The organism is Streptomyces hesseae (genome assembly GCF_031845785.1).
GTDB lineage: Bacteria > Actinomycetota > Actinomycetes > Streptomycetales > Streptomycetaceae > Streptomyces > Streptomyces hesseae.
This window is the reverse complement of the sequence record NZ_JAVRFI010000008.1, coordinates 88,873-104,292: the sequence shown is the minus strand read 5'-3', so window position 1 is coordinate 104,292 and position 15,420 is coordinate 88,873. Positions and strand designations below refer to the sequence as shown.

The following is a 15,420-nucleotide window of genomic DNA, read 5'->3' as shown; positions in this document are numbered from 1 at the left end:
AGCCTCCCGGCTGGGCCGGGGAGTGTCAAGACTACGTCCGGACATAAGGACGTAACGTCAATAGCCGGTCGGCGGGGCCCGGCGCGGGGACGTCCGTATGTAAGGACAAATGCTTGACATGGGTGTCCGCGCCCGGCTAGACCTGGGCCCCGGATCGTGCCGACGCGCGGAGGGGAAGACCATGACCGGTCCCTACGACCTCATCACCATGGGCCGGCTCGGGGTGGACCTCTATCCGCTGCGGACCGGGGTCACGCTCGCGGAGGCCGACACCTTCGGGAAGTTCCTCGGCGGCTCGGCCGCCAACGTCGCCGTCGCCGCCGCCCGGCTCGGCCGCCGCACCGCCCTCGTCAGCCGCACCGGCGACGACCCCTTCGGCCGCTACCTCCACGACGAGCTGCGCCGCTTCGGCGTCGACGACCGCTGGGTGACGCCCGTGGCCGCCTACCCCACGCCCCTGACCTTCTGCGAGATCCATCCGCCGGACGACTTCCCGCTGTACTTCTACCGCCGCCCCAAGGCCCCCGACCTGGAGATCCACACCGCCGAGCTGGACCTGGCCGCCATCCGCGCCGCCCGGGTCTTCTGGATCACCGGTACGGGCCTGAGCGAGGAGCCCAGCCGCAGCGCGACGCTCGCCGCCCTCCGGGAACGGGCGAGGACAGGGGTCAAGGGCGGCATCACCGTCTTCGACCTCGACTGGCGGCCCATGTTCTGGCCGGAGGGGCCGTCCGCCGCCCGTCCCCTGTACGAGCGGGCCCTCGCCCACGCGACGGTGGCGGTGGGCAACGCCGAGGAGTGCGAGGTCGCCACGGGGGAGCGGGACCCGTACGCGGCGGCGCGGGCGCTCCTCGCGGCCGGGGCCGAACTCGCCGTGGTCAAACGGGGCCCGAAGGGCGTCCTCGCCGTCCACCGCGACGGCACCGTCGCCGAGGCGGCCCCGGTGGAGGTCGAGGTCGTCAACGGCCTCGGCGCCGGCGACGCGTTCGGCGGGGCGCTCTGCCACGGGCTGCTCGCCGGGTGGGACCTCGGGCGCGTGACGCGCTACGCCAACGCCGCCGGGGCCATCGTCGCCTCCCGGCTCGCCTGTTCGTCGGCGATGCCGACGCGGGACGAGGTGACGGAACTGCTGAACCGTGCGGGCGGGAAAGCCGGTGCGGGCGGGAAAGAGGGCGTCCGATGACCGTCCGCATCGCCGACCTGCCGCGCGTCCGCAGCCGGCACCCCGAGGCCATCGCCGAGGCCGCCACCCGGCGGCGGCGGCGCCCCCTCGTCGGCGACAGCGGCCGGCTGATGATCGTCGCCGCCGACCACACGGCACGCGGCGCGCTCGACGTCGGTGACCGGCCCCTGGTCATGGCCAACCGCGCCGACCTGCTGGAACGCCTGTGCCTGGCCCTCTCCCGACCCGGCGTCGACGGCGTCCTCGCCACCTCCGACATCCTCGACGACCTGCTGCTCCTCGGCGCGCTGGAGAACAAGGTCGTCATGGGCTCCATGAACCGCGGGGGTCTCGTCGGCGCCGCGTTCGAGATGGACGACCGCTTCACGGGGCCGCGCGCGGACGACCTCGTCCGGCGCGGCTTCGACGCGGGCAAGCTGCTGCTGCGCATCGACCACGACGACCCCGGCTCGCTCGCCACGATGGTCTCCGCCGCCCGCGCCATCGACGACATGGCGGAGCGACGGCTTCCGGTCTTCGTCGAGCCCTTCCTCTCCCGGCGCGTCGGCGGCCGGGTCCGCAACGACCTGAGCGCCGAGGCCGTCACGAAGTCCATCGCCATCGCGTCGGGCCTGGGCGCGACGTCCGCGTACACCTGGCTGAAGGTGCCGGTCACGGACGACGCGGACGCCATGGCCCGGGTGATGGAGACGTCGACGCTCCCGGCGGTCCTCCTGGGCGGCGACGTGGGCGACGACCAGGACGCGATGTACGAGCGCTGGCGGACGGCGCTGCGGCTGCCGACGGTGCAGGGGCTGGTGGTGGGGCGGGCGTTGCTCTACCCGGCGGACGGGGACGTGGCGGCGGCGGTGGACACGGCGGTGGGGCTGCTGTGACGGTCCGGTTCCCGGACGGGCGGGTTCCCGTCCGGGAGTCCGAGGCCCGGGGCGAAGCCCTCGGGCCCGGCCTCCCGGGGGCCGGGGGCGTGGCCCCGGGAAACGGTGAAAGGGCGGGACCGGGGCCCCTCCCCGCCGCGACGGCGCGCATCCCCCACCCACGACCCCGGCGGTGCCGAACTCAGGAGAGCCGAGACAGCGCATGACCTACACCCTCGACATCACCCCCGAAAGCGCCGGCTGGGCGCACTCCTCCCTCCGCGTCCTCACCCTGCCCCCCTCCGGCACCCACACCTTCGAAACCGCCGGCAGCGAATGGATCGTGCTGCCGCTCACCGGCGGCTGCACGGTCCGGACGGAAGGCCGGACCTTCGAGCTCCACGGCCGCCCCAGCCCCTTCACCGCCGTCACCGACTTCGCCTACGTCCCGCGCGACGCGCACGTCACGCTGACCTCCCCGGCGGGCGGCCGCTTCGCCCTCGCCGGGGCCCGCTGCGAGCGCCGGCTGCCCGCCCGTTACGGCCCCGCCGAGACCGTTCCCGTAGAGCTGCGCGGGACGGGCGTCTGCTCGCGGCAGGTCAACAACTTCGCCGCGGCCGACACGTTCGAGTGCGACCGGCTCATCGCCGTCGAGGTGCTCACGCCGGGCGGCAACTGGTCGTCCTACCCGCCCCACAAGCACGACGAGCACCTCCCGGGCCGGGAGTCCCGGCTGGAGGAGATCTACTACTTCGAGATCGCCGAGAGCCCTGGCGGCACCCCCGGCCTCGGCTACCAGCGGGTGTCGCCGTCCCACGACGGCGGGACGGACGTCCTCGCCGAGGTCCGCACCGGCGACGCCGTGCTGATCCCCGACGGCTGGCACGGCCCGTCCATCGCCGCGCCCGGCCACGACATGTACTACCTCAACGTGATGGCCGGCCCCGGCCCCGAGCGGGAGTGGCTCATCAGTGACCACCCCGACCACACCTGGATCCGCGGCACATGGCCGGACCATCCTGTGGACCCCAGGCTTCCGCTCTATCACCCGGGAGAGGACCGATGACCCGACCGTCCCGCCCCACCCGACGCCTCACCGTCGCCCAGGCCCTCGTGGCGTTCCTCGCCCACCAGTACACCGAGCGCGACGGCCGCAGGCAGCGGCTCGTCGCCACGTGCTGGGGCATCTTCGGCCACGGCAACGTCGCCGGGATCGGGCAGGCCCTGCTGGAGACCGGCGACGAACTCCCGTACCTCCAGGGCCGCAACGAGCAGGCCATGGTCCACGCGGCCGTCGGCTACGCCCGCCACCGCGACCGGCTCTCCGCCCACGCCGTGACCACCTCCATCGGCCCCGGCGCCACCAACCTCGTCACCGGCGCGGCCCTCGCCACGATCAACCGGATCCCGGTCCTCCTCCTGCCCGGCGACACCTTCGCCGGCCGCCCCGCCGACCCCGTCCTCCAGCAGCTCGAACACCCCGGCGCGGGCGACGTCTCCGTCAACGACTGCCTGCGCCCCGTCTCCCGGTACTTCGACCGGATCGTCCGCCCCGAGGCGCTGATCCCCGCCGCGCTCACCGCCATGCGCGTACTGGCCGACCCCGTGGAGACGGGGGCCGTCACCCTCGCCCTGCCCCAGGACGTCCAGACCGAGGCGTACGACTGGCCCGAGGAGTTCTTCGCCCACCGCGTCTGGCACGTCCGCCGCCCCGCCCCCGACCCGGCCGAACTGGCGGCGGCCGTACGGGCCGTACGGGCGGCCCGCCGCCCGCTGCTGATCGCTGGCGGCGGCGTCCACCACAGCGAGGCCGAGGACGCCCTGCGCGCCTTCGCCGACGCCACCGGCATCCCCGTCGCCTCCACCCAGGCGGGCAAGGGCTCGCTGCGCCACGACCACCCGGCGGACGTCGGCGGGATCGGCCACACCGGTACGGCCGTCGCCGACGCGCTCGCCCGCGCCGCCGACCTCGTCATCGGCGTCGGCACCCGCTACAGCGACTTCACCACCGCCTCGGCGACCCTCTTCGCCGCCCCGGACGTCCGCTTCGTCAACCTCAACATCGCCCCGCACGACGCCCACAAGCTCGCCGGGCTGCCGCTCGTCGCCGATGCCCGCAGCGGCCTGGAAGCGCTCACGGAGGCCGTCGCGGGGCACCGCGTGCCGGACGCGTACGCCAGCGCGTACACCGCCGGGAAGGCGGAGTGGGAGACGGTCGTCGCCCGCGCGTACGCCCCGGACGACGGCCGGGGCGACGGCGCCCGGCCCACCCAGGCCCAGGTGCTCGGCGCGCTGGACTCCGTCGTCGGCGACGAGGACGTGATCGTCAACGCGGCGGGCTCGCTCCCCGGCGATCTCCACAAGCTGTGGCGGGCCCGTTCCCGCCGCCAGTACCACCTCGAATACGGCTACTCCTGCATGGGTTACGAGATCCCCGGTGCCATCGGCGTCGCCCTGGCCGACCCCGGTGCGCCGGTATGGGCGCTGGTCGGCGACGGGACGTATCTGATGATGCCCACCGAGCTCGTCACCGCCGTGCAGGAGGGCATCCCGGTCAAGGTGATCCTGGTGCAGAACCACGGCTACGCCTCCATCGGAGGCCTCTCGGAGGCCGTCGGCGGCGAGCGTTTCGGCACCGCCTACCGCTTTCGCGCGCCCGACGGCACGTACACCGGCGCCCCGCTGCCCGTCGACCTGGCCGCCAACGCCGCCTCGCTCGGCATGAGCGTGCTCCGCGCCCGTACCGCCCGCGAGCTGCGGGCCGCGCTGGCGGAGGCGCGCGCGGCCGACCGGCCCACATGTGTCTACGTGGAGACCGAAACGGCCGACACTGTGTCCGGGGCGCCCCCCGCCCAGGCGTGGTGGGATGTGCCCGTCGCCGAGACCGCGACCCGCCCGGCGGCCGTGTCGGCCCGGGAGGAGTACGACCGCAACGCAGCCGCCCGTCGCCGTTACCTTTGACGTAGGAGAGGTCGCAGCAGATGAAGACCGTCAACCACTGGATCGACGGCAAGTCCGTCGAGGGCACCTCCGGTACGTATGGGCCCGTCACCGATCCGGCCACGGGCGCCGTCACCACGCGCGTCGCGTTCGCCACCGCCGAGGAGGTCGACGCGGCCGTGGCCGCCGCCAAGGCCGCCTACGGCACCTGGGGCGGCTCCTCCCTCGCACAGCGCACGACGGTGCTCTTCCGCTACCGCGCCCTGCTCGACGCCCACCGCGAGGAACTCGCCGAGCTGATCACCGCCGAGCACGGCAAGGTCCACTCCGACGCCCTCGGCGAGGTCGCGCGCGGCCTGGAGGTCGTGGAGCTGGCCTGCGGCATCACCCAGCAGCTCAAGGGCGAGCTGTCCACGCAGGTGTCCAGCCGGGTGGACGTCTCCGCTATCCGCCAGCCGCTGGGCGTCGTCGCGGGCATCACGCCGTTCAACTTCCCGGCCATGGTGCCGATGTGGATGTTCCCGCTCGCCATCGCCTGCGGCAACACGTTCGTCCTCAAGCCCAGCGAGAAGGACCCCTCGGCCGCGATCCGCCTCGCGGAGCTCGCCGCCGAGGCCGGGCTGCCGGACGGCGTCCTCAACGTCGTCAACGGCGACCGGATCGCCGTCGACCGGCTCCTGGAGCACCCGGACGTCGCCGCCGTCTCCTTCGTCGGCTCCACACCCATCGCCCGCCACATCCACACCACCGCCTCCGCCAACGGCAAGCGCGTCCAGGCCCTCGGCGGCGCCAAGAACCACATGCTGGTGCTGCCCGACGCCGACCTCGACGCCGCCGCGGACGCCGCCGTCTCCGCCGCCTACGGCTCGGCGGGCGAGCGCTGCATGGCGATCTCGGCGGTCGTCGCGGTCGGCGGCACCGGGGACGAACTGGTGGCGAAGATCCGCGAGCGCGCCGAGAAGATCAAGATCGGCCCGGGCGACGACCCCACCTCGGAGATGGGCCCGCTGATCACCAAGGACCACCGTGACAAGGTCGCCTCCTATGTGCGGGGCGCCGCCGCCCAGGGCGCGGAGGTCGTCCTCGACGGCACGGGCTTCACGGTCCAGGGGTACGAGGACGGCCACTGGATGGGCCTGTCCCTGCTCGACAAGGTGCCGACCGACGCCGACGCCTACCGCGACGAGATCTTCGGCCCGGTGCTGTGCGTCCTGCGCGCCGGGACGTACGAGGAGGGCCTGGCCCTCATCAACGCCTCGCCGTGGGGCAACGGCACCGCGATCTTCACCCGTGACGGGGGCATGGCCCGCCGCTTCCAACTGGAGGTCGAGGCGGGCATGGTGGGCGTCAACGTGCCCATCCCGGTGCCGGTGGGCTACCACTCCTTCGGTGGCTGGAAGCACTCGCTCTTCGGCGACCACCACATCTACGGGAACGATGGCGTCCGCTTCTACACCCGGGGCAAGGTCGTCACCACCCGCTGGCCCGACCCCCAGGACGGCGGCGTCGACCTGGGCTTCCCGCACCACCGGTAAATTCAGCCCGTCCGGCGATCGAGGACGGGGGTCCGGGGCGGAGCCCCGGAAACATCCAGTTCCGGCCCGATATGAGACGCTCACCCCATGACCTGGGCCAACGCCCTGAAGAAGACGGCACGCGCCGGGCTGACGATCGAGCGAATCACCCTCGAACCGCTCGTCGCCATCCGCGGCGCGTGCGGCGTGGCCGTCGTCGTCGGCCTGATGCTGGCCTTCGGATCGCCCGCCCTCGCCGTCTCCTCCGCGTTCGGCGCGTTCGCCTCCGGTCTGGCGACCTTCCAGCGCAGCTGGCGGCCCCGCCCGCTGCTCGCGCTGGCGGTCGCGGGCGTGCTCGGCCTCAGCACCTTCCTGGGCTACCTCGCCGCCGCCCACCTCGCCACCTTCGTCGCGCTGCTCGCCGTGTGGACCCTGCTGTCGGGCATGGCCTGGGCCGTCGGCCCGGTGACGGGGTTCGTCGCCACCCAGACGGTCGCGGTCATGCTCGTCACCGTCACCCTGCCCACCTCCGTCGCGGGGGCGGCCGAGCACGCCGCGCTCATCCTCGTGGGCGGCCTGGTGCAGGCGGCGCTCATCCTCCTCTTCCCCATCCGCCCCTGGGGCCGCCAGCGCGACGCCCTCGCGGACGCGCTGGCCGCCGAGGCGGACTACGCGCGCCGGCTGCGCCACGACCCGGTCGCCCGCTTCGACCCCCAGCCGCTGATGGACGCCCGCAGCGCCGCCGAGCTGACCCCGCGCCAGGCCCGCGGCCGGCCCCGGCAACTGGGCGGCCCGCGCGGGGTCGCCGAACGGATCCGGCCGGTGCTCGCCTCCCTCGCCGATCCCATCGTGGGCGCGCCCCCGGAGGGCCCCGGCCGGGACCGGGCCCGGGAGCTGCTGGGCGCCGCCGCCGACGTCCTGGACGCGGTCGCGCGCGCCATCCGCCGGGGCCGGCCCGTGCGGGTGACGCCCGAGGTGATGGCCACGCTGGAGGTGCCCGAGTCCGGACCGCGCCTCGACGGCGCCGCCCGCCGCTCGGCGCTGCGGCTGATGGCGCTGCTGGCCGACGTCGTGGAGGCCAGCGACGAGCCCCTGCGCGCCACCCGGCCGACGGCGGAGAAGGCGACGGAGAAGGCGACGGAGAAGACTGCGCAGAAGACTGCGGAGAAGGAGCGGCGGCATCTGCTGCGGCCCACCATGGCCGGGCTCGTCCCGGTTGGCTGGCGGGCGCTGCGGCGCGAGGCGCGCTGGTCCTCGCCGGTCGGCCGGCACGCGGTGCGGGTGACGACGGTGGCCTGTGTGGGCTATCTGCTGGGCACGGCGCTGCCGCTGGGCCATGGCTACTGGGCGCCGATGACCTCGGTGATGGTGATGCGGCCCGACTTCGCCCAGACCTATCAGCGCGGCGTCGCCCGCTTCGTGGGCACGCTCGTCGGCGTCTGGGCGGGCGCGGGCATCACGGCGCTCACCCATCCGGGGCCCGAGGTCTGCGCCGCGTTGGCCGTGGTGAGCGTGGGGCTGCTGTATCTGCTGATGCGGACGGGCTACATCGTGGTGTCCGCGTGCATCGGCGCGTACATCGTCTTCCTGCTCGGCATCGCGGGGGAGGGCTGGTCGCAGACCGTGCAGGCCAGGCTGGCGCTGACCCTGCTGGGCGGAGTGCTGGCACTGGCCGCCTACGCGCTGTGGCCCAGCTGGGAGACGCCCCGGCTGCGCGACCGGCTGGCCGACTGGCTCCGTACCAACGGCGACTACGCGCTGGCGGTCCTCGACGCCCACGCCCGCCCGGAGAACCGGAAACGGCGGGTCCGTGAGGCGCTGCTGGACGCGCGGGCGGCACGGCTGGAGTGGGAGGACGCGGCCGCCCGCGCGCTGAAGGAACCCGTGCGCCACCGGGGCATCTCGCGCGCCGCCGAGCGGGCGGCCGAGTCGGCGCTGGCCACGCTCGGACGTGCGGCGATGCTGATGGAGGCCCATCTGCCCGGCCCGGACGCCGAACCGGATCCCGGGGCGGGCGAGTTCGCGGCGGCCCTGCGCGCCGCGCTGCCGGACGCCGTGGCGGCGGTACGGGAACGGCGGCGGCCGGACTGGGCCGGGCCGCGCGTGGCACTGGCCGTCTGGGTCGCGCGGGCCGGCGACGAAGACGAAGGGGTGGCGGTACGGGGCTCGGAGCTGCTGCAGGAGGCGCTCGACGAACTGGCCGAAGCCCTCGCGCCGGGCCAGCAGGGGCGCAACAGGGCGGCGCGGCGCTGAGCCCGTTGAATACGTGTCAGCGGAACAGCCGGTCCAGGTGCGCGTCCACCAGCCGCATCGCCTCCTCGCCCGGCACCACGTCGAGCAGGACGTAGCCGCACAGGCCGTCCACGAGGGCGATCAGCAGCATCGCCTCGGTGTCCGGGTCGCGGTCGGGGGCGATGTCGCCCTCCTCCACCGCGCGCCGGATCTGGCCGGCGAAGAACTCCCGCAGCGCGGGGATGCCCTCCTTGGCGTGCCGGCGCAGCCGCTCGTCGTGGACGGCCCGGACGAAGTAGGCGATCTGCACCAGCTGACCGGTGCGGCTCTTGTCGTCCAGCGGCAGCATCTCCGCGAACGTCTCGCGCAGCAGCGTCCGGGGGGAGGGGGTCCCGGTCAGGGACCCGACGCGGGCGCCGATCCGCCGCGCGGCCAGCTCGCTGATGTGGCCGAGGGCGAAGACGAGCATGTCGTCCTTGGTGCGGAAGTAGTGCTGGAGCTGTCCGAGCGAGATGCCCGCCTCCGCCGCCACGTCGCGCAGGCTCGCGCCGTCCAGCCCGCGCTCGGACGCGATCCGCCACAGGGCTTCGGCGATGCGGTGGCGGCGTTCGTCGTGGTCGACGCGCTTGGGCACGGGGAGGGGCACCTCTCGTTTACAGGTCAGTTGTATTGCGATAGCTTAGCGCCGGTGTTTGGCAATACGATTGACTTGGAAAAAATGGGGAGTGTCGTGTCGAGCGGAGAGGGTCTGAGGCTCAGGGCGCCGCGGCACGGGGTGGATCCCGGCGCGCGCGGCTGGTGGACGGCCCGGGCGCTGCTGACCGTGAGCGGGCCGATGACGCTGGCCGCCCTCGCGCTGCTCGTCCCGGGCCTCCTCTTCTTTTCCGGCGCTCTCGTATGGCTGGCACCTCTGGTGACGGTGGTGCTGTTGGTGCCCGCGGTGGCGTACGCGCTGGTCATGCCGGCGCGGCGGTGCCGGACGCACGGGTGGGAGCTGGGGGAGACGGCGCTCTACGCGGTCTCGGGCTGGTTCGGGCGACGACGCCGGATCGTGCCGCTGTCCCGGGTGGAGTCCGTCGCGCTGCGGCGGGGGCCGCTGCTGCGGCGGTACGGGCTGGCCGTCGTGACCGTCGCCACGGGGTCGGACGCCGGGGCCGTGCGGATCGCGGGGGTATCCGACACGGCGGCCCGGCGGCTGACGGCCCGTATCGAGGCGGCCATTGCTCACCGTGAGCCGGCGGTTTCCCACGCCGAGGAGGGGCGTGGTGCAAAGGTCCTCGCTGTCGCCAGCGCGCGCCGGCTGCGGTACGCCCCGTTGACGTTCTGGGTCTGGGGAGGGGTGCTCGTGGCGGGCGGCACGGTCTGGCGGGTGCTCAACGCCCTGGGGGTGAAGCCCTGGCGGATCGGGATCTTCCGCCGCCTGTGGGCCGGGTACGGCGCCGGCGCGCCATGGCTCGCCGCCCTGCTCGGTCTGGCGGCCGTGACCCTGCTGGGCGTGGCGGGGGCGCTGGTGGTCCACGCCGGGACCTGGTGGCGGTACCGGCTGGAGCGCACCCCCTCGGGCGGTCTCGATGTCCGGCGCGGCCTGTTCGCGACATCGGTCGTCTCCATCGAGGCGGACCGTTTGTGCGGGGTCGCGCTGCGGGAACCGCTGCTGCTGCGCGCGGGCGGCGGGGCGTCCGTACGGGCCGTGGCGGGCGGCCTGGGCGACCGGGAGCGTAACCGCAAGCGGAGCGTCGTACTCCCTCCGGCGCCCCGGGCGGAGGCGCTCCGGGTGTGCGCCGAGGTGCTCGGGGTCCGCGCCGAGGTGCTCGGGACGGGCGGGGTGATCGAGGCCGGTGACGCGCCCAGGACGGGGGAGCTGTCCGGGGCGCTCCGTCCGGCGCCGAGGGTCGCGTTGCGGCGGCGGCTGGTGGGCGCGCTGGGGTGGGGCGTCCTGCCGGTGGCGCTGGTGCTCGTCGGGCTGGGGTGGCTGCTGGATCTGCCGGTGCTGCTGTGGTGCGCGGCGGGGTGGGTGGCGGTGGCCTCCCCGGTGGTGTGCGCGCTGGCGTGGGACGCCTACCGGGCGCTGGGGTACGCGGTGCGGGGGCGCCATCTGGTCGTACGGTCCGGGACGTTCGGACGGGAGACGGTGGCCCTCGACCGGAGTTCCGTACAGGGATGGACATTTACCGATACGCCCTTTGCGCTCCGGGCAGATGTGGCCACTCTCACTGCCGCGGTCCCCGCCGGGGAGGATGGATACCGCATACGGGACATCCCGGCGGCCGAGGCGGCGAAGTTTGCGGAATTTGCGGCTCCGGGGATCGTTCGTGAGTTCTTGATCCGTACGTCCGACTGAACGTCCTGTCGTACATTCGCACCCGACTTTTTTGTTATCTGCCGACCGGCGCCCGGTCTCCTAGGTGTCGGATCGAGCGCCATTCGTGGCGGGTGCGGAAAGAGGTGCGGGCGTGAAGAGTGTGAGCGTGGCCGTGATCGAGGCGGCGCGTGCCGGGGACACGGCGGCACAGGACGAGCTCGTCGCCATCCACCTGCCACTCGTCTACAACATCGTCGGCCGGGCCCTGAACGGCCACGCGGACGTCGACGACGTGGTCCAGGAGACCATGCTCCGGGTGATCAACGGCCTGGACGGGCTGCGGGACGCCGCGAGCTTCCGCTCCTGGCTCGTCGCCATCACCATGAACCAGATACGCAGCCACTGCCGGGAGGAGCGCCCCGAGGCTCCCGTCAGTGGTTTGCAGGAGGTGGTCGGCGAGGTCCCCGACCCCAAGGCCGACTTCGTCGACCTGACCATCGTCCGGCTGGGGCTGGAGGGCCAGCGCAGGGAGGCCGCCGAGGCCACGCGCTGGCTGGACGAAGGGGAGCAGGAGGTCCTGTCCCTGTGGTGGCTGGAGGCCGCCGGCGAGCTGAAGCGCGCCGAGGTCGTCGCCGCGCTCGGGCTGACCCCGCAGCACACCGCCGTCCGGATACAGCGGACCAAGGCCCAGCTGGACGTCGCCCGCGGCGTCGTCCAGGCGCTCGCCGCGTACCCGCGCTGCGAGCGGCTCGGCGAGGTCGTCGCCACGTGGGACGGCGTCCCGTCCGCGCTGTGGCGCAAGCGCGTCGCCCGGCACGTACGCGGCTGCGGCCGCTGCTCGGGCGCCCTGTCGGCGCTGGTCCCGGCCGAGGGCCTGCTGGTCGGCCTCGGGCTGGTGCCGGTCGGCGGCGCCCTGCTGGGCTGGTGGAGCGGCGGCGCCGTGGTGCCGGGCGAGCCCGTGGGATACGCGTCGGCGGCGCACCCGGCCCCCGCGCCGGCCTCCGCGCCCGCCGCTCCGCGAGGCGGCCGGGCGGGCGGCCACCGCGCCGGGGGCCACCGGGGCGGCGGGCATCGTTCCGGTGGCCGTTCCGGTGGACGTTCCAGTGGTCACCGCGCGGACGGCGGACGGTCGCGTACGGGCCGGAACGCCGTGATCGGCGCGGGCGCCCTCGCCCTGATCGCCGGCGGTGTGCTGGGCGGCGGGTACCTCATGGAGGACTCGCCCGGTACGACCGTCAAGACGCAGGCCGTGGACTCGTCCGGCGACCTGAAGCAGCTGAACGCCCGGGAGCCCATGCCCATCCGGTCCACCCCGTCGAGCTCCGCGTCGCCGAGCGCCTCGGCGTCCGCGTCCGCGTCGGCTTCGGCGAGCGCTTCGCCGAGCGGCTCGGCGAGCCCGTCGGTGTCGGCCAAGTCCTCCGCGTCCCACGCGGACGAGGCCGCCCCCGAGCGCACGGCCGCCCCGGCCCGTACCCGTGCGCCCAAGCCGCCGTCCTCCGGCGGCGACGGTTCCATGGCCGCGCAGGTGGTGGCCCTGGTCAACGCCGAGCGGGCGAAGGTCGGATGCTCGGCCCTCAGCTCCAACAGCCTCCTGGACGCGGCGGCCCAGGGCCACTCCGACGACATGGCGGCCCGGAACTTCTTCAACCACACCAACCCCGACGGCAAGGGCCCGGGCGACCGCATCACCGCGGCGGGCTACAGCTGGAGCACCTACGGCGAGAACATCGCCTACGGGCAGCAGGACGCGGCGTCGGTCATGGACTCGTGGATGCACAGCGACGGCCACCGCAAGAACATCCTCAACTGCTCCTTCAAGGAGATCGGCATCGGCATCAACAAGGCGCCGGGCGGTCCGCGCTGGACCCAGGTCTTCGGCGCGCGTTGATTCCCGTCCGTTCAGTCATATGTTGATGGTTGAAGCATCAGCTTTGATGGTTGAAACATAAGGCTGGTTGATCGCCGATTTTCATGTCGCGGTAAATGTCCGAGCGCGCCCGGGAATTCCCCGGGCGCGCGTCGTCATGGTGCGCCCGTTCATCACCACTAACGCCTTGGCTTTGGCATTGTGATGATGTGTTCGTCATATTTATTCTCTTCGTGCGGCCGGGGAGCGGAAGGTCCGGCAGCCGGCCTCTCCCGTATGAGTAGTGGTGTGCGCATGCGGGAGAGGGTGTTCCCGCGGCCGTGAGCAGGTGACCTGCGGTTCATCGTCCCCATCGCAGAGAAGGAGAACGCCATGACGTACGAGCGTCCCACCCTCGCCAAGGCCGGCGGCTTCCGTAAGGTGACGGGCCTGGCCAGCAAGACCGCGAAGGACGTTCTCGGCGGACACAACCTCGTCTGAGGCGGCCGAAAAAGGGGCCCGCCGCCACTGGTCGAGTCCACTGAAGAATGACCGGTGACCGGCGGGATGGCCCCCGGAATCGGGGGGTGATGGCCATGGGCCGTTCACCCCCCGATTTCCATCAATTTTCCGAGCAGAGCCGATCTTTGTGAAGCTGCCGGGAATGCCGCCCGGATCGACGGCCGGAGGTCTTGTCACCCATGGACCGCTCCTCGTCCCTGTCCGCCCTGTCCAGCTGGTTCCTCGTCCTGCCCGACACCGCCTGCGAAGCGGTCATGGAGATCGCGGCGCGAGCCCGCCCCCACGCGCCCCAGAGCGTGCCCCACCCCTCCGGCCGACCGTGGCTGCTGGGCCGCTGGGACCCCGACACGTTCACCCTGGGCGAGGCCGGGGCCGCCCGGGTGGCGGTCATGGGCGAGCACACGGTGTCCGGCGCCGAGGCCGCACGGGCCGCCGGGGCCGTCCGGACGACGGAATCCCTGGACGTGCTCGGCCGGTTCGCCGCCGCCTGGCCGGGCAGCTTCCACCTGCTGGCCCGGGACCCCGGCGGCCGCCTCCGCGTCCAGGGCGGCGTCGTCGGCGTACGGCGCGTCTTCCACGCGCGTACGGGCCCGGCGACCGTGGCGGGCGACCGCGCCGACGTGCTGGCCGACCTGCTCGACGCCGGCCTCGACGAGGACCGCCTCGCCGTCCAGCTGCTCGCCATGGGCCTGTTGCACCCCCTGAACTCCCGCCCGGTCTGGCACGGAGTGGAAGCCCTGCCCGGCGGCCATCATCTGACCCTCGGGCCCGACGGCCCGGCCCGGACCGGGCGCTGGTGGACGCCGCCCGAGCCCGACGTCCCGCTGAGCGAGGGCGCCTCGCGCCTCGCGGCCGCGCTGGGCGCCGCCGTGGACGTCCGTACCCACGGCCGCTCCCTGGTGACGTGCGACCTCGGCGGCCTGGACTCCACCGCGGTGTGCTGCCTGGCCGCACGCGGCGACGCCAAGATCGTCGCCTATACGGCCGCCCTCCGTGACCCCCTCGGCGACGACACCCACTGGGCGCGCCGCACCGTCGACGCCCTGGGCGTCGTCGAGCACCACGAGATCCCGGCCGGACAGGTGCCCCTGACCTTCGACGGTCTCGGTACGTTCGACCAACGCCTCGACGCGCCGTCCCTCATGACGGTCGACCACAGCCGCCGCATGAGCATCGTGCGACTGGCCGCCGAGCGCGGATCGACCCTCCACCTGACCGGCATCGGCGGCGACGAGGTGCTCAGCGGAGCCTCCGCCCGCCTCCACACCCTGGTCCGTACCCACCCCCGCACCGCGCTGCGCCACCTGCGCGGCTACCGCGCCAAATACCGCTGGCCCCGGCGGGGCGTGCTCCGCCAGCTCCTCGACCGCCGCTCCTACCCCTCCTGGCTGGAGCGGGTCGCCGCCGACCTCGCCGAGCCGCCCGCGCCGTCGAACGCGCCGGTGCTGGACTGGTCCGAGCGGCCACGGATGCCCCACTGGGCGACACCCGAGGCGGTGGCGTCAGTACGCCGCCAGATCCTCACCGCGGCCCGCACCGCGGAACCCCTGGCCCGGGACCATGGCGGGCACCGCGAGCTGGCCACCATGGAGTGCATCTCCCGGTTCGCCCGGCACATAGGACAGCTGGCCGGCCCGCTGGGCGTCGTCTGCTCGGCCCCGTACTACGACGACCGCGTCATCGAGGCGGGCCTGTCCGTACGGCCGCAGGAGCGGATCACCCCCTGGCGCTACAAGCCGCTGATCGTCGAGGCCACCCGCGGCATCGTCCCGGAGGTCAGCCGCACCCGGGCCACCAAGGCCAACGCCTCCATGGAGGAGGAGACGGGCCTGCGGGAGCACCGTGCCCGGCTGCTGGCCCTGTGCGACGACTCCCGCCTCGCGCGGATGGGCCTGATCGACGTGGACAAGCTGCGGGACTGGTGCCTGCGCCCGCTCGAAGTGGAAGTCGAGAGCAGCCTGTTGCACACCACCGTGGCGTGCGAGGTGTGGCTGCGCTCCCGCGAACCCGCAAGCCGCTGAGACGGA

General features: G+C 73.7%; 11 protein-coding genes. 10 read left to right on the top strand and 1 reads right to left on the bottom strand.

Annotated elements, in window-relative coordinates; all coding sequences use genetic code 11:
- The first annotated feature begins 181 nt into the window (after positions 1-181).
- The 6 genes from iolC to RM609_RS15050 all read left to right on the top strand — a co-directional run bounded on the left by iolC (position 182) and on the right by RM609_RS15050 (position 8,744).
- Entirely contained in the window at positions 182-1,183 is a 1,002-nt protein-coding gene (gene iolC / locus RM609_RS15075) for a 5-dehydro-2-deoxygluconokinase (protein ID WP_311611210.1), read from the top strand.
- On the top strand, positions 1,180-2,058 hold the full coding sequence (locus tag RM609_RS15070; RefSeq protein ID WP_311611208.1) for a Cgl0159 family (beta/alpha)8-fold protein: 879 nt from the start codon (positions 1,180-1,182) through the stop codon (positions 2,056-2,058). Before iolC ends, RM609_RS15070 begins: the two co-directional genes overlap by 4 nt.
- Positions 2,059-2,260: 202 nt before the next feature.
- A complete protein-coding gene (iolB, locus tag RM609_RS15065; RefSeq protein ID WP_311611207.1) occupies positions 2,261-3,103 on the top strand; it encodes a 5-deoxy-glucuronate isomerase in 843 nt (280 codons plus the stop codon).
- Positions 3,100-4,998: a 3D-(3,5/4)-trihydroxycyclohexane-1,2-dione acylhydrolase (decyclizing) gene (iolD, locus tag RM609_RS15060; RefSeq protein ID WP_311611205.1), complete on the top strand. Its 1,899-nt coding sequence runs from the start codon at positions 3,100-3,102 to the stop codon at positions 4,996-4,998. The genes iolB and iolD overlap by 4 nt, the downstream gene beginning before the upstream one ends.
- A gap of 20 nt (positions 4,999-5,018) precedes the next feature.
- Positions 5,019-6,512, top strand: a complete 1,494-nt coding sequence (locus RM609_RS15055; protein ID WP_311611203.1) for a CoA-acylating methylmalonate-semialdehyde dehydrogenase — start codon at positions 5,019-5,021, stop codon at positions 6,510-6,512.
- Between the two features lie 87 nt (positions 6,513-6,599).
- Complete coding sequence (locus RM609_RS15050) at positions 6,600-8,744, top strand: FUSC family protein (RefSeq protein ID WP_311611201.1); 2,145 nt, start codon at positions 6,600-6,602, stop codon at positions 8,742-8,744.
- A gap of 16 nt (positions 8,745-8,760) precedes the next feature.
- Here the strand turns inward: RM609_RS15050 and RM609_RS15045 are convergent, their stop codons facing one another.
- Positions 8,761-9,357 carry a TetR/AcrR family transcriptional regulator gene (locus RM609_RS15045; protein WP_311611199.1) on the bottom strand — a complete coding sequence of 199 codons (597 nt, stop codon included), beginning with the start codon at positions 9,355-9,357 and terminating at the stop codon, positions 8,761-8,763.
- Between the two features lie 96 nt (positions 9,358-9,453).
- Here RM609_RS15045 and RM609_RS15040 point away from each other — a divergent pair, with 96 nt between their 5' ends.
- From RM609_RS15040 to RM609_RS15025, 4 genes are all read left to right on the top strand, one after another.
- Positions 9,454-11,064, top strand: coding sequence for a PH domain-containing protein (locus RM609_RS15040; protein ID WP_311611198.1), 1,611 nt, complete (start codon positions 9,454-9,456; stop codon positions 11,062-11,064).
- Between the two features lie 112 nt (positions 11,065-11,176).
- On the top strand, positions 11,177-12,913 hold the full coding sequence (locus RM609_RS15035; RefSeq protein ID WP_311611197.1) for a sigma-70 family RNA polymerase sigma factor: 1,737 nt from the start codon (positions 11,177-11,179) through the stop codon (positions 12,911-12,913).
- Between the two features lie 351 nt (positions 12,914-13,264).
- Entirely contained in the window at positions 13,265-13,372 is a 108-nt protein-coding gene (locus RM609_RS15030) for a keywimysin-related RiPP (RefSeq protein ID WP_311611196.1), read from the top strand.
- Between the two features lie 200 nt (positions 13,373-13,572).
- The gene (locus RM609_RS15025; protein ID WP_311611194.1) at positions 13,573-15,414 is read left to right on the top strand and encodes an asparagine synthase-related protein; all 1,842 of its coding nucleotides are present in this window, start codon (positions 13,573-13,575) and stop codon (positions 15,412-15,414) included.
- Positions 15,415-15,420: the final 6 nt, after the last annotated feature.